The sequence below is a fragment of the Actinophytocola xinjiangensis genome (genome assembly GCF_001921215.1).
GTDB lineage: Bacteria > Actinomycetota > Actinomycetes > Mycobacteriales > Pseudonocardiaceae > Actinophytocola > Actinophytocola xinjiangensis.
In genome coordinates this window covers 178313-198844 of sequence record NZ_MSIF01000013.1, presented here as the reverse complement: position 1 = coordinate 198844, position 20532 = coordinate 178313, and the positions used below count along the sequence as shown (strand labels likewise).

The window sequence follows — 20532 nt, the reverse complement described above, 5'->3', positions numbered from 1 at the left end:
GGGGTGTTTCCCGATGGCCCGGAGGTGCGTTTCGGCCTACGGTCTTGGTCGTGACCGATCGGGGGAAGGGGACGACGACGATGTCGAGAATGTTCGCCGCGGTGCTCATGTACGAGGTGCGGAGCTCACGGCCCGACCACGCGCCGCTGTTCGAGGAGACCGTGACGCTGCTGGCCGCCGACTCGGCCGAGCACGCCGCCGAACGGGCCCGCGAACACGCCGAGTCCCGCGAGACCACCTTCCCCGACCACACCGGCGACCTGATCACCTGGAGCTTCCGCCACCTCGTCGACGTGACCGAGGTCGACGGCCCGCTCGGTGACGGCGCCGACGTCTACACCCGCCACTTCAGCGACTACCGCGCCTACCTGGCCGTCGAGCCGCTCGCCAGCTGACCCGCCAGCGGCATCCGCAGCGACCGGGCGCCGCGCAGGTCCAACCACGCGTCGGTCGGCGTGCGCACCAGCCTGGCCACCACGGCGCCGCAGCACCGGCAGCGGGCGACCGCGCCCGGGCCCCGGTCGTGCACGGTCGTCTCGGCGAACCGGCCGGCGTCCCCGCACGCCGCGCAGGTGATCACCGCGACCGTCACGTCCACGCCGAACGCCTCGGCGAACAGCCCGGCCATCGCGTTGCCGTCCACCGTGCTCGTGCTCGTGCTCGTGCTCATGGCTGGCCTCCGAATCGTTCGCTCCTGATGTCGGCCGCGTCGTGGCCGGCGGCCAGCAGCAGCGCGATCGCCGCGTCGACGAAACCCGTCGGCCCGCACACGTAGACGCGCGCGCCGAGCGCCACGTCCAGGTCCGCCGGCCCGATCCGCCCCGGCGGCCGGCCGTTCGGCCCGGCCTCCCGGGTGTGCACCATCCGCAGGTCCAGGCCGTCGACCCGGTCGAGTTCCTCGGCGTAGTACCGCTGCGCCGGCCCGCGCACCGAGTACACCAGGGTGAACGGCGCCGTGCTGGCCGCCGCCGCGCGGGCGCGCACCATCGCCATCAGCGGCACGATCCCCGAGCCGCCGGCCACCAGCAGCACCGGCCCCGGCCGGTCCGGGTCCCAGCTGAACCAGCCGCCGACCGGGCCGCGCAGCTCCACCTGCTCGGTCGGCAGCACCACGTCGACCAGGTACGGCGACACCTCACCGTCCTCGATCAGCTGCACGGTCAGCTCCACCCGCTGCCCGTCGGCCGGCGCGGCCAGCGAGTAGGAACGCACCGCCTGGTAGCCGTCGGGGGCGGTCAGCCGCAGGTCGACGTGCTGGCCGGCGAGATGCCCCGGCCAGCCAGGCACGTCGAGCACGATGCTCCGCGCGGTCGCGGTCTCCGACCGTACCGAGTGGACGGTTCCGACCAGCCACCGCACGCGGACCGCCGGCTCAGTCATCGGTGTACCGCTGCTCCCGCCACGGGTCGCCGTACTCGTGGTAGCCCAGCGACTCCCAGAACCCCGGCTCGTCGTCGTGGTGCAGGTCGATGCCGCTGACCCACTTGGCCGACTTCCAGAAGTACAGATGCGGCACCAGCAGCCGCGCCGGGCCGCCGTGCGCCGGCGCCAGTTCCTCGCCGTCGTAGCCGAAGGCGATCCACGCCTGGCCGTCGAGCAGGTCGGCCAGCGGCAGGTTGGTGGTGTAGCCGCCGTGCGAGCGCACCAGCGCGTAGTCGGCGACCGTCTCCACCTCGGCGAACAGGGTGTCCAGCGAGACGCCCTCCCAGGTGGTGGCCAGCTTCGACCAGCGGGTCACGCAGTGGATGTCCACCGTCGGCCGCTCGCGCGGCAGCGCCAGCAGCTGCGGCCACGTCCAGGCCCACTCGGCGCCGGTCTCCGCGCGGACGGTGAACCGCCACTGGTCCAGCGGCACCGACGGGGTCGGGCCCGCCTGGAGCACCGGGAAGTCCCGGGTGAGGTACTGGCCGGGCGGCAGTTCGACCCGCTCCGGGTCCCGCCGGCCGAGGAAACCCCTGTTCACGACGTTCACCAGGTCAAACTAATGGCTCTCCAGGGTCTTGCGCAGCGCGGCGGCGGCCTTGCGGGACATGTCGGCGACCGCCGCGCGGCGTTGCGCGTCGGCCTCGTAGGCACTGCGCCGGTCGCGCACGACCTTGGCCGGGATGCCGGCGGCCACCGCGTAGTCGGGGACGTCGCCCTTCACCACGGCGTGCGCGCCCACGACGCTGCCCCGGCCGATCCGGGTGCCCTTGGTGACGGTGACCTTCGTGCACAGCCAGGTGTCCGGGCCGATGCGCACCGGCGACTTCACGATGCCCTGGTCCTTGATCGGCTGGTTGATGTCGGTCGTCACGTGGTCGAAGTCACAGATGTAGACCCAGTCGGCGACCAGGGCGGCCTCGCCGAGTTCGATGTCGAGGTAGCAGTTGACCACGTTCTGCCGGCCGAAGACGGCCTTGTCGCCGATGCGCAGCGAGCCCTCGTGGCAGCGGATCGCGTTGCCGTCGCCGATGTGCACCCAGCGGCCGATCTCCATCCGGCCGTAGCCGGGACGGCAGTGCACGTCCAGGTCCTTGCCGAAAAACACCATGCCGCGCAGCACCACGTGCGGGTTGACGAGCCGGAACTTCAGCAGCCGCCAGTAGCGCACCAGGTACCAGGGGGTCCACGCGCGGTGGCGGATCACCCAGCGCAGCGAGTCGAGGGTGAGGAACCTGGCCTGGTTCGGGTCCCGCCGGGAACGGCGCCAGCCCCGGACGCGGTCGGCGACCGGTGAGCCCCACATCGACGTCATGGCAGCGACGTTAGCCGACGGGAGCCGACGGGCAGGGTGGGGATTGCGGTGCCCGATAGCGTTCGACAGGTGAGCGCACTGATCATCGACACCGACCCGGGCATCGACGACGCGTACGCGATCGCGTGTGCCTGTGCCAGCCCCGAGGTGGACCTGCTGGGCGTGACGACCGTGTTCGGCAACGTCGGCCTCCCCCTGACCACCCGCAACGCGCTGCGGATCCTGGCGCTCTACGGCCGCGAGGACGTGCCGGTGGCCGCCGGCGCCGACCGGCCGCTGGCGTTCCCGCACCCGCACCGGGCGCCGGAGGTGCACGGCGCGGATGGCCTGTCCGGCATGGCGGGCTCGCTGCCCGAGCGGTCCCGCGGCCTGGAGGTGGTGGACGCGGTGACCCTGATGGCGCGGCTGCTGACCGAGGCGGACTCGCCGGTGACGCTGGTGCCGATCGGCCCGCTGACCAACATCGCGCTGCTGCTGGCCGCGCATCCCTCGCTCAAGCCCAAGATCGAGCGGATCGTCGTCATGGGCGGCGCGCTGACCGGCGGCAACGTCACCGCCGCCGCCGAGTTCAACACCTGGAGCGACCCGGAGGCTGCCCGGCGGGTGCTGGTCGAGGAGGACGTGCCGACGGTGCTGGTGCCGCTGGACCTGACCCACCGGTGCGCGATCGGCCCGGAGTGGCTCGACGCGCTGGCCGCCAGCGGCGAGCGCGGCGCCGCGCTGGTCGGGCTGACCTCCGTGTACCGCGAGCACTACCGGGAGGCGTTCGGCAGCGACCAGACGGTCCTGCACGACGCGGTCGCGATGGCCGAGGCGATCAGCCCCGGCATCCTGCGCACGACCGCGCTGCCGCTGGAGGTGGACTGCGGTCAGGGTCCCGGGCGGGGCATGGTGGTCGCCGACCGGCGCAGTGCCGCGGTCCGCGAGGTGACGACCGGCGCGGTCGGCCCCCGCACGGTCGAGGTCGCGCTGGACGCCGACCTGGACGCGGTGCGCGCGTTCCTGCTGACCAGGCTCAGTTCCCGCTAAGGGGTCTCGGCGACGCAGACGAACATCGTCGGGGTGCGGCCAAGGCGGGTCAGCACGGCGGTGGCCTCGTGCGGGCCGCGCAGTTTCAGCCGGGGCCGCAGGGTGTTCGGGTCGACATCGAGGCCGCGCACGAGGATCTCCAGCCGGCCGACCTCGCGGCGGCGCAGCACGCCACGTAGTTGTTTCTCGTTGTAGTGGCCGAACTCCAGGACCCGGAACGCCCGTACGCCCGGCGGGGGCTCCTGGCCGGTCAGGTAGGCGATCCGTTCGTCCAGTTGGGACAGACCGTGCCGGGCGGCGTAGTGGCGGACCAGGCCGGCCCGGACCACCGCGCCGTCCGGGTCGACGAGCCACTGCGCCGGTTCGGTCACCGGGCAGTCGTCCGGGTCGGCGTCCGTGACAGTCCACTCGGGACGGTTGGCGCGCAGGACGGTCGCCCGCCGGCGCACGCCGGGCGTGGCCAGCGCCCCGGTCCACAGGCAGGCCTCGCGCACCTGGCCGTCCAGCGACACCAGCTCCACCTCGCCCGGCCAGCCCAGGGCGTCGAAGTCCATGCCCGGCGCGCATTTCACGGCCAGGTCGCGGCCGGCCCAGGCCGCCGCCAGCTCGTCCAGCGGCGGCGCGAAGTCACCCGCCCGCCAGCGGCGCCGGCCGGCGGAGTCGCGGCGGGCGGGGTCGGCGAACACGGCCGTTCCCCTGGTCACCGGGGTCAGCGCGTCGGCGCGGACCAGGGTCGCGCCGGGCACGTTGTGCCGGGCCATCGCCAGGCGCACCGGGTCGAGGTCCGAGCCGACGCACCGGTCGGCGACCGGCACCATGGCGGCCAGGTCGGCGCCGACCGAGCAGGTCACGTCGTGCACGTCGCGGCCGGCGAAGCGCCGGGCGCGCAGCGCGGCGACCGGCGCCGGGGTGGCCTGCTGCACCGCCGTGTCGGTGAACAGCCACCGCCCCGGATCGTCCACTTTGGACACCGCGCGGCGGCGGAGCAGCACGGTCTCCAGGACCGCGCCCGCCCGCTCGCCGAGCAGCCGCCGGGCGGTGGCCACGTCGGCCAGGTACGAGCCGCCGGCCAGCGGCAGCCGCCCGACCTCGGCCAGGGCCCGCTCCCCCGCCGGTGAGCCGAGGTGGGCGACGTCGGTGACGGTGAACTCGTAGGTCAGGGCTTGGTCCCGGTCACCAGCACGTTGTAGAACAGGTCCCGGGGCGCCACCCTGGCCAGCACGTTCTCGTCCAGCCAGGACAGCCGCAGCCACGCCTTGTAGGCGAACAGCCGCCAGCCCAGCGTCAGCTTCTCCTGCGGCACGGCCGCCTCGAAGGTGCGCACCGGCCAGCCGAACAGCGCCGCCGCCAGCTCCTCGGTGACCGCCCGCACGTCCCGCGCCCCGGCCGCGCGGGCCACGCCCTCCAACTCGGTGGGGTCGAAGGTGTGCAGGTCGACGATCGCCTCCAGCGCCGCCGCGCGGGAGGACTCGTCCAGCTCGGTCTGCGGACGCCGCCAGGCCCGCAGCGGGCCCAGCTTGGTGAGGTTGGTGGTCAGCCACCAGGTCAGCTGACCCAGCTTGCGCGCGTAGCGGTCACCGATCTTCGTCGGCTCACCGGCGAAGACGAACCGCCCGCCCGGCTTGAGCACCCGCAGCACCTCGGCGAACGCGGCCGGCACGTCCGGGATGTGGTGCAGCACCGCGTGCCCGACGACCAGGTCGAAGGTGTTGTCGTCGTAGGGGATCCGCTCGGCGTCGGCGACCCGGCCGTCCACGTCCAGGCCCAGCTGCTCGGCGTTGCGCAGCGCGACCTCGACCATGCCCGGGGACAGGTCGGTCACCGAACCCTGCTTGATGACCCCGCCCTGCATGAGGTTCAGCAGGAAGAAACCGGTGCCGCTGCCGAGCTCCATCGCCTTGGGGTAAGGCCATTCCCGGTCACCGGCGACCGCGCGGAACCGGCCGGTGGCGTAGTCGATGCACCGCTCGTCGTAGGAGATCGACCACTTCTCGTCGTAGGTGCCGGCCTCCCAGTCGTGGTAGAGGACGTTGGCCAGCTTCGGGTCCGACCGCGCGGCCTCGACCTCGGCCTCGCTCGCGTGCGGGTTGGGCGCGGGATCCGCCACCGAGTCACCTGACACTGAGTCACTTGCCACTGAAGGTCGCCTTTCCCGGGCCGTTCTCGATGAACGAGCGCATGCCGGCGGTGCGGTCCTCGGTCGCGAACAGCGCCGCGAACAGCTCGCTCTCCAGCCGCAGCCCGCTGTCCAGGTCACCGTCCAGACCGCTGTCGACCGCGGTCTTGGCGGCGGCGAGCGCGCGCGCCGGGCCGTTGACGAACTGCTCGGCCCAACGCCGCGCGGCGGCGTAGACCTCGTCGGGCGCCACGACCTCGTCGGCCAGGCCGATCGCCAGCGCCTCGGCGGCGGCGACGAACCGGCCGGTGTAGAGCAGGTCCTTGGCCTTGCTCGGCCCCACCAGGCGGGCCAGGCGCTGGGTGCCGCCGGCGCCGGGGATGACGCCCAGCAGGATCTCCGGCTGGCCGACCTTGGCGTTGTCGCCCAGGACCCGCCGGTCACAGCACAGCGCCAGCTCCAGCCCGCCCCCCAGCGCGTAGCCGGTCACCGCGGCGACCGTCGGCTTGGCGATCCTGGCGACCGAGGTGAACGACGAGGACAGCCGGCCGGCGCGCTTGGCCATGTCCACATAGGACATGTCGGCCATCTCCTTGATGTCCGCCCCGGCGGCGAAGACCTTCTCGCCGCCGTAGACGATCACCGCGCGCACGTCGTCGTTCTGCCCGGCCTCGAAGGCGACGGCCCGGATCTCCTCCTGGACCTGCCGGTTGAGCGCGTTCATCGGGGGGCGATCCAACCGGATGGTGCCGACACCACCATCCACCTCGAGCCTGACGAACTCACCCACGGCCAACGCCTCCCTACTGGTCAGTACCCATTGGAGGACAACCTAGCCTCCAGCGCGCCGCCGTGCGAAGTACCGGTCGCCCAGCCGGTCCAGCTCCAGATCCTGACCGAACGTGGCCGACAGGTTCTCGCTGGTCAGAACGTCGTCGAGCAGGCCGTGGGCGACCACACCGCCGTCGGAGACCAGCAACACGTGGGTGAACCCCGGCGGGATCTCCTCGACGTGGTGGGTCACCAGGATGGTCGTCGGCGCGTCCGGGTCGCGGGCCAGCTCCGACAGGCGCGCCACCAGGTCCTCCCGCCCACCCAGGTCCAGCCCGGCGGCCGGCTCGTCGAGCAGCAGCAACTCCGGGTCGGTCATCAGCGCCCTGGCGATCATCGTGCGCTTGCGCTCGCCCTCGGACAGGGTGCCGAACTCACGTTCGGTGAGATGCGCGATGCCCAGGGACTTGCACAGCTCGGTCGCGCGGGCGGTGTCGAGCGGGTCGTACTCCTCGCGCCATCGCCCGACCACCGCGTAGCCGGCGCTGACCACCACGTCCAGCACCCGCTCCTGGGGCGGCACCCTGGCGAGCACCGCCGCGGAGCAGAAACCGATCCTCGGGCGCAGCTCGAACACGTCGACGCGACCCAGGCGTTCGCCGAGCACGTGGACCTGCCCGGTCGTCGGGTGCAGCTCGGCGGCGGCCAGCCGGAGCAAGGTGGTCTTGCCGGCCCCGTTGGCGCCGAGGATCACCCAGCGCTCGTCGACCTCGACGTTCCAGCTCACCCCCGACAGGAGGTGGGTGTCGCCGCGGCGGACCCCGACATCGGACAGGCGCACGACCAGGTCGTCCAGTTCGTCTACCGTCACGGTGCCCATTCAACAGCAGCCGCCGGCGCGCCGTGAGCCTGGCCGGGGGTCGACAACTACCGGGTTTGCGCAGGCATTGGGCAAGATGGACAGATGCCCGCGTCCCAGGTGCACCCCGGCCACCCGCTCCCCCTCGGCGCGCACCCCGAGGCCGGCGGGACGCGGTTCGCGGTGGCCTCGTCGGTCGCGCGGGCCGTGGACCTGTGCCTGGTGTCCGAGGACGGCACCGAGCAGCGCATCGGCCTGACCGAGCGCACGTTCGGCATCTGGCACGGCCTGGTGCCCGGGGTGACGCCCGGCCAGCGCTACGGCTACCGCGTGCACGGCCCCTACGACCCGGCCGCCGGCCTGCGCGCCAACCCGGCGAAGATCCTGCTCGACCCGTACGCGCGGCGGATCACCGGGCGCCTCACCGACCTCGACGCCACCCTCGGCCACCGGGGTGACCCGATGCACACCGCCCGGTCGCACGTCGACTCGCTCGGTCACGTTCCGCTGTCGGTGGTGACCTCCGCCGGCGGCCCGGACACCGGTGTGAAACCGATGACACCGTTCGAGGAGACGGTGATCTACGAGCTGCACGTGCGCGGCTTCACCAAGCTGCACCCCGACGTGCCGGAGCACCAGCGCGGCACCTACCTCGGCCTGACCCACCCGTCGGTGATCGACTACCTGCAACGACTCGGGGTGAGCGCGGTCGAGCTGATGCCGGTGCACACGTTCGTCGACGAGCCGCCGCTGCTGCGGTCCGGGCGGCACAACTACTGGGGTTACGCGTCGGTGGGGTTCCTGGCCCCGCACGAGGGCTACGCCAGCGAGCCAGGGCGCGAGGTGGCCGAGTTCCGGACGATGGTCGCCGCGCTGCACGCCGCCGGCATCGAAGTGATCATGGACGTGGTGTTCAACCACACCGGCGAGGGCGGGGTGGGCGGGCCGACCCTGTCGATGCGCGGACTGGACGCGCCCGCCTACTACCTGCTCGACGACCAGGGCCGGGACATCGACATCACCGGGTGCGGCAACACGGTGAACCCGACGTCGCCGACGGTCGTACGGCTGGTGACCGACTCGCTGCGGTACTTCGCGACCGAACTGGGCGTCGACGGTTTCCGCCTGGACCTCGCCAGTGCCCTCGGCCGGCCCGGCGGCGGCCCGTTCGATCCGCACGCGCCGCTGCTGACGGCGATCAGCACCGACCCGGTGCTGTCGCAGTGCAAACTGATCGCCGAACCGTGGGACGCCACCGGCGAGGGCTACCGGGTGGGCGGATTCGGGCCCCAGTGGACCGAGTGGAACGGCCGTTTCCGGGACGGGGTACGGGATTTCTGGCGCGGCGCGGTGGGAGTTCGGGACCTCGCGTACCGGCTGTCGGGCTCGGAGGACCTGTACGCGACGAACGCCCGGCGGCCCTGGGCGTCGATCAACTTCGTCACGGCGCACGACGGGTTCACGGTACGGGACCTGGTGTCCTACAACGACAAGCACAACGAGGCCAACGGGGAGGACAACCGGGACGGCACCGACGACAACCGGTCATGGAACTGCGGGGTCGAGGGCGGGACCGACGACCGTGCGGTGCTGGCGCTGCGCGACCGCCAGGCCCGTAACCTGATGGCCACGTTGCTGCTGTCCACCGGAACACCGATGCTGTGCGCCGGCGACGAGAGGTGGCGGACCCAGGGCGGCAACAACAATCCCTACTGCCTGGACGATCCGACGTCGTGGGTCGACTGGTCCCCGTCCGAGGACGCGTCGGACATGGTGGCGTTCACCCGCCGGCTCATCGCCCTGCGGGCGCACTCACCGGCGTTGCGCCAGCCGGAGTTCTTCGACGGGCGGCCCAGCGGCACCGGACATCCCGACCTGGTGTGGTTCACGCCCTCGGGAAAACCCATGACCGAAGCCGACTGGTTCGACGACGGGCGACGGTCGGTGGGGATGTGGATCGACGGGTCCACCTCGCTGTCGCGGGACCGGGACGGCGACGTGGTCGCCGATGACACGTGGTTGCTGTTGCTGCACTCCGGGGGGTTGGAGGTGGAGATGACGCTGCCGGGGGGTGAGTACGGGGCCGTCTACGTACCGGTGCTGGACAGTGGGGCGCGGAAGGGGATTCCTGACTCGGTGATTCCGTTGGGGGCCGGGGATGTCGTCCCTGTTCGGCCTCGGACGTTCCTGGTGTTTCGGGTTCCTCGGGAGTGACGGGGCGGAGTTGGGCTCAGGTCGCCACGACGACCCGCCCCAGTTCGACCGGGGTGGCCAGCAGTTCGTGGCTCGGGAGCACCCGGGCGGTGGCACCGAGGGTTCCCGTGTGCGGCAGAGACACCTCCGCCGAGTACTCGCCCTGCTCCCCCATCACCATGGGCACGGTCACGACGTCGTACAGCTCGTCGTTGTCGGACACGCGGCCCACGACGACCTCCACCCGGACGTCCGAGTCCGCCAGGCCGGCCAGCTCCACCGACGCCCGCACCCGCACCCGGTCCCCCAGTACCGGCGTTCGCGCGTCGGCGTCCAGGTCGACCTCGCAGTGCAGCACCCTGACGTGCTGCCACGACGATCCCAGGCGGGTGCGGTAGGCGGCCAGCTCCCGCGCGGCGCGGAAGCCGTCGGCGTTGGCCAGCTCGACCGCTGTCCCCGCCGGGCGGTAGGCCGACTCGACGTACTCGCGCACCATGCGTGAGGCCTGCACCTGGGGGCCCAGGGACGTCAGCGTGTGGCGGACCATGGCCAGCCAGTGGGCCGGCACGCCGTCGGCCCGGTCGTAGAACAGCGGCGCCACCTGGGCACCCAGCAGCTCGTAGAGGGCGGCTGCCTCCAGGTCGTCGCGGCGCAGGGGGTCGCCGACGCCGTCGGCGGTGGGGATGGCCCAGCCGTTGCTGCCGTCGTAGAACTCGTCCCACCAGCCGTCCCTGATGGACAGGTTGAGGCCGCCGTTGAGAGCCGACTTCATCCCGGACGTGCCGCAGGCCTCCAGCGGACGGGTGGGGTTGTTCAGCCACACGTCGCAGCCCCAGTACAGATACCTGGCCATCGACATGTCGTAGTCCGGCAGGAACACGATCCGGTGCCGCACGGCCGGGTCGTCGGCGAAGCGCACGATCTGCTGGATCAGCGCCTTGCCGCCGTCGTCGGCCGGGTGGGACTTGCCGGCCACCACCAGCTGCACCGGGCGCCGCGGGTCGAGCAGCAGCGCGCGCAGCCGCTCCGCGTCCCGCAGCATCAGGGTGAGGCGCTTGTAGGTCGGCACCCGACGGGCGAAACCGACGGTCAGCACGTCAGGGTCGAACACCGTGTCGGTCCAGGCCAGTTCCAGGGAGGACGCGCCGCGCTGGAGCCACGCGTCCCGCACCCGCCGCCGGACCTCGGTCACCAGCCGGCGGCGCAGGGTGGCACGCAGGTCCCACAGCTGGGCGTCGCTGACCTGGTCGAGCCGGGGCGCGGACGGCTCGCCGATCGACTCGGTCACCTCGCGGGCGGTCCAGGTCGGGCCGTGCACACCGTTGGTCACCGACGTGATCGGCACCTCCTCGGTGTCGAACCCGGCCCACAGCCCACCGAACATGTGCCGGCTGACCTCGCCGTGCAGCTTCGACACCCCGTTCGCCCGCTGCGCCAGCCGCAGGCCCATGTGCGCCATGTTGAACATGCCGGGGTTGTCCTCGGCCCCCAACGCCAGCACCCGCCGGATGTCCACGTCCGGCAGCAGCGCCCCGTCACCGAAGTAGTGCTGCACCAGGTCCACCGGGAACCGGTCGATGCCGGCCGGCACCGGCGTGTGGGTGGTGAACACCGTGCCGGCACGCACCGCCGACAGCGCCTCGTCGAACGACAGGTGCTGGCCGGACATCAGCTCCCGCAGCCGCTCCAGACCCAGGAAACCCGCGTGTCCCTCGTTCGTGTGGAAAACCTCGGGCTGCGGGTGACCGGTCAGCTCACAGTACGTACGCACGGCCCGCACACCGCCGACCCCCGCTAGGATCTCCTGCCGGATGCGGTGGTTCTGGTCGCCGCCGTAGAGACGGTCGGTGACCCCGCGCAGGTCCTCGTCGTTGCCGTCCACGTCGGAGTCGAGCAGCAGCAGCGGAACCCGCCCGACCCGCGCCTGCCACACCCGCGCGCGCAGCACCCGCCCACCGGGCATCGCCACGTGCACCAGGATCGGCGCCCCGGACGGCTCGACCAGCGGCTCCAGCGGCAGCCCGTTCGGGTCGATCACCGGGTAGTGCTCCACCTGCCAGCCGTCCAGCGACAGCGACTGGCGGAAGTAGCCCGACCGGTAGAGCAGCCCGACGCCGATCAGCGGCACCCCCAGGTCCGACGCGGCCTTGAGGTGGTCACCGGCCAGCACCCCCAGACCACCGGAGTAGTTCGGCAGCGCCTCGGTGACGCCGAACTCCATCGAGAAGTACGCGATCGAGGTCGGCAGGTGGTCGCCCCGGCCGTTGCCGCCCGGGTCGCCGGCGCCCAGTTCGGCGCGGCGGCGCTGGTACCAGCGCTGCCCGGTCAGGTAGTCGCGCAGGTCGGCCGACAGCGCGTTGGTCCTGGCGAGGAACTCCTCGTCGGTCGCGAGGTGCTCGAGCCGGTTGGCCGGCACCTCGGCCAGCAGGCGCAGCGGGTCGCCCACCCTGGTCCAGGTGCCCGGGTCGATGGCCGCGAACAGCTCCTGCGTTGGCGGATGCCAGGTCCACCGCAGGTTGGTGGCCAGGGTGCTCAGTTCGGCGAGAGGCTCGGGGAGCCCGGCGCGGACGGTAAAGCGACGCACAGCTTTCACGTCGACCGACTTTATCGGTCTCACGTTCGGCAAAATCAAGCCGGCAGGCGGTGTACCGGTCAGGCTGACCGGGCAGACTGCGGTGGACGGGGGGACGATCTTCAGGTATCGCTGAGGCACGCGCGCGGGAGGACGGGACCGGTGAGCGGTCGACTGGGCATCGACGACGTGACCCCGATGGTGAGCTGCGGCCGCTATCCGGCGAAGGCCGTCGTCGGCGAACTCGTGCCCGTTCGGGTGACGGTCTGGCGGGAAGGTCACGACGCCGCCGGCGCCACCGTCGTGTGGCGTGGCCCACACGACGACGTGGAGCGCCAGACGCGGATGGTCCTCGACGACCCGAACGACGACCGGTGGAGCGCCACGTTCTCGCCGGACACCACCGGGATGTGGACCTACCGGGTCGACGCGTGGAGCGACCCGTGGGCGACCTGGCGGCACGCCGTCGAGGTCAAGGTCGGTGCCGCCCAGGGCGCCGACGAGTTGGCCAACGACCTGGAGACCGGCGCGCGGCTGCTGGACCGGGCCGCGCGGCGCTTCCCGCACAACGGCGAGAAGACGATGCTGGTGTCGGCCGCGGCGGCGCTGCGGGACGTGACCAGCCCGCTGCCGGCGCGCATCGCCGAGGCGCTCGACGAGCCGATCCAGCGGTACATGTGGGCCAACCCGCTGCGCGACCTGGTCACCAGGGGCCGCAAGTACCAGCTGTGGGTCGACCGGCCCCGGGCGCTGTTCGGGTCGTGGTACGAGCTGTTCCCGAGGTCGACCGGTGGCGTCGACGCCGCCGGCCGGCCGGTGCACGGCACGTTCGGCACGGCCGCCGCCGCCCTGGACCGGGTCGCCGCGATGGGGTTCGACGTCGTGTACCTGCCACCAGTGCACCCGATCGGGGAAGTGAACCGCAAGGGTCCGAACAACAGCGTGCTGTCCGCGCCGGGCGACGTCGGCTCGACGTGGGCGATCGGCTCGGCGGCCGGCGGCCACGACGCGATCCACCCCGAGCTGGGCACGATCGAGGACTTCGACGCGTTCGTCGCCCGGGCGGCCGAGCTGGGGCTGGAGGTGGCGCTGGATCTCGCGTTGCAGTGCGCCCCGGACCACCCGTGGGTGGCTGACCACCCCGAATGGTTCACCACCAAGCCGGACGGCTCCATCGCGTACGCGGAGAACCCTCCGAAGAAGTACCAGGACATCTATCCGGTGAACTTCGACAACGATCCGGAGGGGATCTACGCCGAGGTACTGCGGGTCGTCCTCTACTGGGTGAGCCACGGGGTGCGGATCTTCCGGGTGGACAACCCGCACACCAAGCCGCCGAACTTCTGGCACTGGCTGATCAACCAGGTGAAGAACGTCGAGCCGGACGTGCTGTTCCTGGCCGAGGCGTTCACCCGCCGCGCGCGGCTCTACGGTCTGGCGCGCCTGGGCTTCACCCAGTCGTACACGTACTTCACCTGGCGGACCTACAAACACGAACTGGTGGAGTTCGGCCAGGAGATCGTCGCCCACTGCGACGAGGCCCGGCCGAACCTGTTCGTCAACACCCCCGACATCCTGCACGCGTCCCTCCAGACCGGCGGCCCGGCGATGTTCGCGCTGCGCGCGGCGCTGGCCGCGACGATGTCACCCACCTGGGGGGTGTACTCGGGGTACGAGCTGTTCGAGCACGAGCCGGTGCGCGAGGGCAGCGAGGAGTACCTGAACTCGGAGAAGTACGAACTACGCCCCCGCGACTTCACCAAGGCCCTCGCCGACGGCCGGTCCCTGGAACCGTGGCTGACGAGGCTCAACGCCATCCGCCAGGCCCACCCGGCCCTGCACCAACTCCGCACCCTGCGCTTCCACCACGCCGACAACGACGCCGTCCTCGTCTACTCCAAGACCGACCCCACCGGCCGCGACGCGGTGATCGTCGTGGTGAACCTCGACTCCCACCACGCCCAGGAGTCGACCGTGCGCCTCAACCTGCCCGAACTCGGCCTCGACTGGCACGACCGCTTCGCCGTCCGCGACGAGGTCAGCGGCCAGACCTGGGACTGGGGCCAGGCCAACTACGTCCGCCTGGAACCCACCGACGCCGTCTGCCACATCCTCGCGGTCATCCGCTGAGGCGGCTCGCCCGCTCTCGCCGGTCGTTCCTCGGCGATCGGCCGCACACCGCCGCGCCAACCACCCCACCGACCACCGCTCACCGGACTGCGACGCCAACAGCTACCAGCCGACCGCTTTCCGCAGCCGCGCGCCAACCCTCAGACACCGGCCGCGCTGTCAACCACCGCTCACCCATTCCCCCGCTGCCCGCCGACCACGACTCACCGGCCAACCGCCACTCGCGCACCACTACCCACCAACCGCCATCCCGCCCAGCCAACCCACCCACCAACAACCCCCGTCGACCACTGTTCGCCGAGAGCGACAACCCCTGGGTAAACACCCACCCTCCCGGGGGCACCCCTCAGGGCCATTCTATTCGGTGGTGCGGTGGGGGATTCATCTTCCGGGCGGGGATGTGGACAACTCGGGGCGTGGTTGGTGGGGTGGCGAGCCGGTCCCGGTTTCGCCCCGCAGCCCGTCGCCGCTGAGGATCTTGGTGGGACACAAGGACTTCCGCTGCGGTGAGCCGGCGAAGTACCTTCCAAGGACGGGCACGGCACGGACCGTGACCCGCCCTGCACGGAAGGTACCCGCACATGTCCCGGTTATCCCCCGGCGGCCGTCGTGTCGCCGCCGCGTTCGTGTTCGCGCTGTCGGCCTCCGCGTTCGCCGTCCTGCCGGCCTCGACGGTCGCCGCCTCGCCGGTTCCCACGCCGAGTCACGGCACCGAGTGCGCCGAGTCCAACACCCGTCCCCAGGCCGGTCACCAGCATGAACTCGACCGCAATGACGTCACCAAGGCCGAGGCCGATGCCGTCGAGCGGCAGTTGGCCTCCCGGCTGGCCGGCAAGGTCCGCCCGGCCCAGGTCACCGTTCCGGTGGTGTTCCACGTCGTGTACGCCACCAACGGCACGGGCAACGTCTCCAACGCGGCGATCAACGCCCAGATCGCCGAGATGAACCAGAACTTCGCGGGCGGCGAGTCCTCGGCTGCGGCCGACACCGAGTTCACCTTCACTCTCCAGGCGGTGCGCCGACATCAGAACAACTCCTGGTTCAACGACCCGGACTCGGCCGCCGGCGAGGCCGCGTTGAAGACCGCGACCCACGAGGGTGACTCGCGCACCCTCAACATCTGGTCGACCAACACCGGCTACCTCGGCTACGCGACCTTCCCCTGGTGGTACGCGGGCGACCCGGAGCTCGACGGCATCGTCATCCAGTGGGGTTCGCTGCCCGGCGGCCCGATCGCCGACTACAACCTGGGCAAGACGGCCTCGCACGAGACCGGGCACTGGTTGGGGCTCTACCACACCTTCCAGGGCGGGTGTTCCTCGACGAACGACGAGGTGGCCGACACCCCGGCGATGAACTCGCCGACGTCGGGCTGCCCCGCGGGCAAGGACACCTGTTCGTCGGCGGGCCTGGACCCGATCCACAACTACATGGACTACTCCGTCGACAGTTGTTACAACCAGTTCACCCCGGGACAGGCCGACAGGATGCAGGATTCCTGGGCGGCGTACCGGGCCTGACGTTCGCTCCACAGGGGACGGTGCTCGTCGCGCCGTCCCCTGTGCGGGAACGCCCCGCGCCGGTAACCATGGACACGGGTGCCGGGGCCAACCTGGCACCATGATCACCACCATCCGGCAACGGCGCCGGATGCCGATCCTGTAGGTGAGGGTGCGGGAATGACCGAAGCTCCCGAGACGACGCGTCCGGACGCCAACCTTGGCCTGGACGGTGTTCCGCATACCGGCGAGACCGTGACCACCGACGGCCATCTCGTCGAACCCCAGGCCGACGAGTTCTCCCATGCGAGGTCAGCGCCCAAGGCGTTGCAGTGGTACAAGACCGCGGTCTTCTACGAGGTGCTGGTCCGCGCGTTCAACGACTTCACCAACGACGGTACCGGTGACCTGCGTGGTCTGGCCGACAAGCTCGACTACCTGCAGTGGCTCGGCGTGGACTGCCTCTGGCTGCCGCCGTTCTACGCGTCCCCGCTGCGTGACGGTGGCTACGACATCTCCGATTTCCGGGCGGTGCTGCCGGAGTTCGGCACGGTCGAGGATTTCGTGCATCTGCTCGACCAGGCGCACAAGCGGGGAATTCGGGTGATCACGGATCTGGTGCTCAACCACACCAGTGACGCCCATCCGTGGTTCCAGGAGTCGCGCAACAACCCGACCGGCCCCTACGGCGACTACTACGTCTGGTCCGACACCGACGAGCGTTACCCCGAGGCGCGGATCATCTTCGTCGACACCGAGTCGTCGAACTGGACGTATGACCCGGTGCGCGGCCAGTTCTACTGGCATCGGTTCTTCTCCCACCAGCCCGACCTCAACTACGAGAACCCCGAGGTCGCCGACGCGATGATCGACGTGCTGCGGTTCTGGCTGGACCTGGGCATCGACGGTTTCCGGCTCGACGCGGTGCCCTACCTGTTCGAGGAGGAGGGCACCAACTGCGAGAACCTGCCGCGCACCCACGAGTTCCTGCGGCGCTGCCGCAAGGTCGTCGACGACGAGTTCCCCGGGCGGGTGCTGCTGGCCGAGGCGAACCAGTGGCCGGCCGACGTGGTCGCCTACTTCGGCGACGCGGACTCCGGCGGGGACGAGTGCCACATGGCGTTCCACTTCCCGCTGATGCCGCGCATCTTCATGGCCGTGCGCCGCGAGTCCCGCTTCCCGATCTCGGAGATCCTGGCGCAGACCCCACCGATCCCGTCGGGCGCGCAGTGGGGGATCTTCCTGCGCAACCACGACGAGCTGACCCTCGAAATGGTCACCGACGACGAACGCGACTACATGTACGCCGAGTACGCCAAGGACCCGAGGATGAAGGCCAACATCGGGATCCGCCGCCGCCTCGCCCCGCTGCTGGACAACGACGCCAACCAGATGGAGCTGTTCACCGCCCTGCTGCTGTCCCTGCCCGGCTCCCCGGTCCTGTACTACGGCGACGAGATCGGCATGGGCGACAACATCTGGCTCGGTGACCGCGACGCCGTCCGCACCCCGATGCAGTGGTCGCCCGACCGCAACGCCGGTTTCTCCCGCTGCGATCCCGGCCGCATCTACCTGCCGGTGATCGCCGACCCGGTGTACGGCTACCAGGCGGTGAACGTCGAGGCACAGTTGAACAACAGTTCCTCGCTGCTGCACTGGACCCGCCGCATGCTCCAGGTGCGCCGGGAGCACCCCGCGTTCGGCCTCGGCGAGTACGTGGAGCTGGGTTCGTCGAACCCGAGCGTGCTGGCCTACCTGCGTCACCTGCCCGCCGACCCCGACAGCGACGTCGAGGAGGACCTGGTGATCTGTGTGAACAACCTGTCGCGTTTCCCGCAGCCGGTGGAGCTGAACCTGGCCGAGCACGAGGGCCGGGTGCCGGTCGAGCTGACCGGCGGCGTGCGGTTCCCCCCGGTCGGCGAGTGGCCCTACCTGCTGACGCTGCCCGGCCACGGCTTCTACTGGTTCCAGCTCACCGACGCCCCGGACGGGATCACGGACGGGGGCTCCGACGAACGCTCCGACGCGGGGTCCGCGATTCCGGACGAGGGCGAGGCGCCGTGATCCGAGCGGAGGATCTCGGCGAGCTGCTGCTCCCCTGGCTGGTCGACCAGCGGTGGTACCGGGCCAAGGCACGCGGCGCGCGGACGCTGCGCACCGTGTCGGCGACCCCGCTGGCCGACGGCCTGCAGCACACGATGGTCGAGGTCGACTCCGAGCTGTACCAGCTGCCGCTGGGCACCCGCGACGCGTTCGCCGACCCGGGCGCGGTCATCGCGGTCGACGGCGGCACCCAGGTCTACGACGCGACGCTGGACCCCGAGCTGATGGGCCACCTGCTGACGCTGATCGCGCGCGGCGCGGTGATCGGCGGGTTGACGTTCAGCACCGAGCCGGGCGTCACGCTGCGTACCGGCCTGCGGGCCAGGCCGATCGGCGTGGAGCAGAGCAACACCTCGATCGTGTACGGCACGGAGTACATCCTCAAGCTGTACCGCCAGCCCGATCCCGGGCCGAACCGGGACGTGCGACTGCACCGGGCGTTGCGTTCGGTGGGCAGCCGGCACATCGCCGCGCCGTTGGGGGTGATCGCCGAGGAGGGTCTGGTCCTCGGCTTCCTGCAACGGTTCCTGCCCGACGCGGTCGAGGGGTGGGCGACGGCCACGGCCAGTGTGCGTGACCTGCTGGCCGAGGCCGACCTGTACGCCAACGAGGTCGGCGGCGACTTCGCCGGCGAGGCCAGGCGGTTGGGCGCGGCGGTGGCGCAGGTGCACGCGTCGCTGGCCGACGCGCTGGGCACCGCGCGGGCCGGCGCGGGCGCCGTCGAGACCGAAGTGGACGCCATGCACGCCAGACTGGACACCGCCCTGGCCGAGGTCCCCGACCTGCGTGGCGAGGAACGCACGATCCGGGAGGCGTTCGACCGGGTTCGCGCGCTCGGCGGTGGGCTGACCGTCCAACAGGTCCACGGTGACCTGCATCTGGGCCAGACCCTGCGCACCACCAACGGTTGGGTGCTCATCGACTTCGAGGGTGAGCCGGCGGCCACCCCCCAGCAGCGCCGCACGCCGCGCTCGCCGCTGGTCGACGTGGCGGGGATGCTGCGGTCGTTCGACTATGCGGCGTTCCACTTACTGGCCGGCGAGGAGGCGGACCGGCAGTTGACCGCGCGGGCCCAGGAGTGGTCCGACCGCAACCGGGGCGCGTTCTGCGACGGGTATGCCGAGGTGGCGGGGGATCCGCGGGACCAGGAGGTGCTGCTGCGCGCGCTGGAGCTGGACAAGGCGGTGTACGAGGTGCGCTACGAGCACCACAACCGCCCGGAGTGGCGGCCGATCCCGCTCGCGGCGATCCGCCGCTGGAGCTTCCTCTAGCGGGGCGCGGGCCCCGAAGTTAGCCTGGTAACACGGAGTGCGTCGACGATGGAATCGGGGTGTCCACGTGCGGATTTCGGATCTGTTGCGGCACAAGGGTTCTGAGGTGGTCACGGCGACTCCCGGGCTGTCGGTGACCGGCCTGTTGGATGACCTCGCCCGGCACAACATCGGCGCGGTGGTCGTGGTGGACGATGCCGGCGCGCTGGTCGGCATCGTGACCGAGCGCGACGTCGTGCGCCGGCTCAACGACCGTGGGGCGCAGCTGCTGCACGCCCCGGTCGCCGAGATCATGACGACGCGGGTGGTGACCTGCGAGCGGGGTGACGACGTCACGGCGATCGCGAAGATCATGACCGAGCGCCGGGTCCGGCACATGCCGGTGGTGGCGGACGGGTCGCTGGTCGGGCTGGTGAGCATCGGTGACGTGGTGCGTGGCCGGATCGAGCAGTTGGAGTCGCAGAGCGAGCAGCTGGAGCGCTACATCGTCCGGGGTTCGAGCTGACTTGACAGGCAAGCGTTCACTTGCCTAACGTGGCGTCCCGTGGGTGACGTCTTCAAAGCGCTCGCCGACCCCACGCGCCGGACGATCCTCGACGAGCTGACCGCCCGCGACGGCCAGACGCTCTTCGAGATCTGTGGTCGCCTGACGACCAACCACGGGTTGACCTCGTCGCGCCAGGCCGTCTCCCAGCACCTGGACGTGCTGGAGCGGGCCGGCCTGGTCGAGACCAGGCGCGAGGGCCGGTACAAGTTCCACCACATCAACACCGACCCGCTCGAACCCATCATCGAGCGATGGCTGAGGAGGAGGACGACGTGCGGATCAGACTGACCAGCGTCCTGGTCGACGACCAGGACAGGGCGCTGCGCTTCTACACGGAGATCCTGGGCTTCGAGAAGAAACACGACGTGCCACTCGGCGAGGACCGCTGGCTGACCGTCGTGTCCCCCGACGACCCCGACGGCGTCGAACTGCTGCTGGAACCCAGCGGCCACCCCGCCGCCAAACCCTTCAAGGACGCCCTGGTCGCCGACGGCATCCCGTTCACCCAGTTCGCCGTCGACGACGTGCGCAAGGAGTACGACCGCCTGCGCGACCTGGGCGTGCGCTTCACCCAGGAACCCACCACCATGGGCCAGACCACCACCGCCGTCCTCGACGACACCTGCGGCAACCTGATCCAGCTGGCCCACCAGTCCTGACCAGGGCCCGCCCGGCGCGCGACGGGCAGCCCCCGGCCCCCACCCA

At 71.2% G+C, this 20532-nt stretch carries 19 protein-coding genes; 10 read left to right on the top strand and 9 right to left on the bottom strand.

Annotation, left to right across the window (positions count from 1 at the left end; genetic code table 11):
• Window positions 1–50: 50 nt before the first annotated feature.
• Entirely contained in the window at window positions 51–395 is a 345-nt protein-coding gene (locus tag BLA60_RS25190; protein WP_154814566.1) for a DUF4288 domain-containing protein, read from the top strand.
• Here the strand turns inward: BLA60_RS25190 and BLA60_RS25185 are convergent.
• Genes BLA60_RS25185 through BLA60_RS25170 form a run of 4 tightly spaced genes read right to left on the bottom strand, consistent with a single transcriptional unit; the run spans window position 365 to window position 2737 of the window.
• Window positions 365–670, bottom strand: a complete 306-nt coding sequence (locus BLA60_RS25185) for a DUF6510 family protein (RefSeq protein ID WP_075135458.1) — start codon at window positions 668–670, stop codon at window positions 365–367. The two genes, BLA60_RS25190 and BLA60_RS25185, sit on opposite strands and share 31 nt — an antisense overlap.
• Window positions 667–1380 carry an FAD-binding oxidoreductase gene (locus BLA60_RS25180; RefSeq protein WP_075135457.1) on the bottom strand — a complete coding sequence of 238 codons (714 nt, stop codon included), beginning with the start codon at window positions 1378–1380 and terminating at the stop codon, window positions 667–669. The genes BLA60_RS25185 and BLA60_RS25180 overlap by 4 nt, the downstream gene beginning before the upstream one ends.
• Entirely contained in the window at window positions 1373–1972 is a 600-nt protein-coding gene (locus BLA60_RS25175; RefSeq protein WP_075135456.1) for a molybdopterin-dependent oxidoreductase, read from the bottom strand. Before BLA60_RS25175 ends, BLA60_RS25180 begins: the two co-directional genes overlap by 8 nt.
• Window positions 1973–1981: 9 nt before the next feature.
• Window positions 1982–2737: an acyltransferase gene (locus BLA60_RS25170; RefSeq protein WP_075135455.1), complete on the bottom strand. Its 756-nt coding sequence runs from the start codon at window positions 2735–2737 to the stop codon at window positions 1982–1984.
• A gap of 69 nt (window positions 2738–2806) precedes the next feature.
• On the opposite strand from BLA60_RS25170, the gene BLA60_RS25165 reads away from it, so the two are divergent.
• Window positions 2807–3766, top strand: a complete 960-nt coding sequence (locus tag BLA60_RS25165) for a nucleoside hydrolase (protein WP_075135454.1) — start codon at window positions 2807–2809, stop codon at window positions 3764–3766.
• On the opposite strand, the gene BLA60_RS25160 is transcribed toward BLA60_RS25165, so the two are convergent.
• The 4 genes from BLA60_RS25160 to BLA60_RS25145 are packed head-to-tail and all read right to left on the bottom strand — an operon-like array spanning window position 3763 to window position 7533.
• A complete protein-coding gene (locus tag BLA60_RS25160; protein WP_075135518.1) occupies window positions 3763–4926 on the bottom strand; it encodes a THUMP-like domain-containing protein in 1164 nt (387 codons plus the stop codon). The genes BLA60_RS25165 and BLA60_RS25160 overlap by 4 nt on opposite strands.
• On the bottom strand, window positions 4923–5873 hold the full coding sequence (locus BLA60_RS25155; protein WP_075135453.1) for a class I SAM-dependent methyltransferase: 951 nt from the start codon (window positions 5871–5873) through the stop codon (window positions 4923–4925). Before BLA60_RS25155 ends, BLA60_RS25160 begins: the two co-directional genes overlap by 4 nt.
• 19 nt (window positions 5874–5892) lie before the next feature.
• A complete protein-coding gene (locus BLA60_RS25150; protein ID WP_075135452.1) occupies window positions 5893–6672 on the bottom strand; it encodes an enoyl-CoA hydratase/isomerase family protein in 780 nt (259 codons plus the stop codon).
• 42 nt (window positions 6673–6714) lie between these two features.
• Window positions 6715–7533 carry an ABC transporter ATP-binding protein gene (locus BLA60_RS25145; protein WP_075135451.1) on the bottom strand — a complete coding sequence of 273 codons (819 nt, stop codon included), beginning with the start codon at window positions 7531–7533 and terminating at the stop codon, window positions 6715–6717.
• An 84-nt stretch (window positions 7534–7617) separates the two neighbouring features.
• On the opposite strand from BLA60_RS25145, the gene glgX reads away from it, so the two are divergent.
• The gene (gene glgX / locus BLA60_RS25140; protein ID WP_075135450.1) at window positions 7618–9726 is read left to right on the top strand and encodes a glycogen debranching protein GlgX; all 2109 of its coding nucleotides are present in this window, start codon (window positions 7618–7620) and stop codon (window positions 9724–9726) included.
• Window positions 9727–9742: 16 nt separating this feature from the next.
• On the opposite strand, the gene glgP is transcribed toward glgX, so the two are convergent.
• Window positions 9743–12298, bottom strand: coding sequence for an alpha-glucan family phosphorylase (gene glgP, locus BLA60_RS25135; protein ID WP_075135449.1), 2556 nt, complete (start codon window positions 12296–12298; stop codon window positions 9743–9745).
• Window positions 12299–12439: 141 nt separating this feature from the next.
• Here glgP and BLA60_RS25130 point away from each other — a divergent pair, with 141 nt between their 5' ends.
• From BLA60_RS25130 to BLA60_RS25100, 7 genes are all read left to right on the top strand, one after another.
• On the top strand, window positions 12440–14407 hold the full coding sequence (locus tag BLA60_RS25130; protein ID WP_075135448.1) for an alpha-1,4-glucan--maltose-1-phosphate maltosyltransferase: 1968 nt from the start codon (window positions 12440–12442) through the stop codon (window positions 14405–14407).
• Between the two features lie 581 nt (window positions 14408–14988).
• The gene (locus tag BLA60_RS25125; protein WP_075135447.1) at window positions 14989–15927 is read left to right on the top strand and encodes a zinc metalloprotease; all 939 of its coding nucleotides are present in this window, start codon (window positions 14989–14991) and stop codon (window positions 15925–15927) included.
• 159 nt (window positions 15928–16086) lie between these two features.
• Window positions 16087–17970: a maltose alpha-D-glucosyltransferase gene (gene treS, locus BLA60_RS25120; RefSeq protein WP_075135446.1), complete on the top strand. Its 1884-nt coding sequence runs from the start codon at window positions 16087–16089 to the stop codon at window positions 17968–17970.
• On the top strand, window positions 17967–19280 hold the full coding sequence (locus tag BLA60_RS25115; protein WP_075135445.1) for a maltokinase N-terminal cap-like domain-containing protein: 1314 nt from the start codon (window positions 17967–17969) through the stop codon (window positions 19278–19280). The genes treS and BLA60_RS25115 overlap by 4 nt, the downstream gene beginning before the upstream one ends.
• 67 nt (window positions 19281–19347) lie before the next feature.
• The gene (locus BLA60_RS25110; RefSeq protein ID WP_075135444.1) at window positions 19348–19785 is read left to right on the top strand and encodes a CBS domain-containing protein; all 438 of its coding nucleotides are present in this window, start codon (window positions 19348–19350) and stop codon (window positions 19783–19785) included.
• A gap of 39 nt (window positions 19786–19824) precedes the next feature.
• Window positions 19825–20115 (top strand): ArsR/SmtB family transcription factor, encoded by a 291-nt coding sequence (locus tag BLA60_RS25105; RefSeq protein ID WP_075135443.1) that lies wholly within the window; start codon window positions 19825–19827, stop codon window positions 20113–20115.
• Entirely contained in the window at window positions 20079–20486 is a 408-nt protein-coding gene (locus tag BLA60_RS25100) for a VOC family protein (RefSeq protein ID WP_281257477.1), read from the top strand. Before BLA60_RS25105 ends, BLA60_RS25100 begins: the two co-directional genes overlap by 37 nt.
• Window positions 20487–20532: the final 46 nt, after the last annotated feature.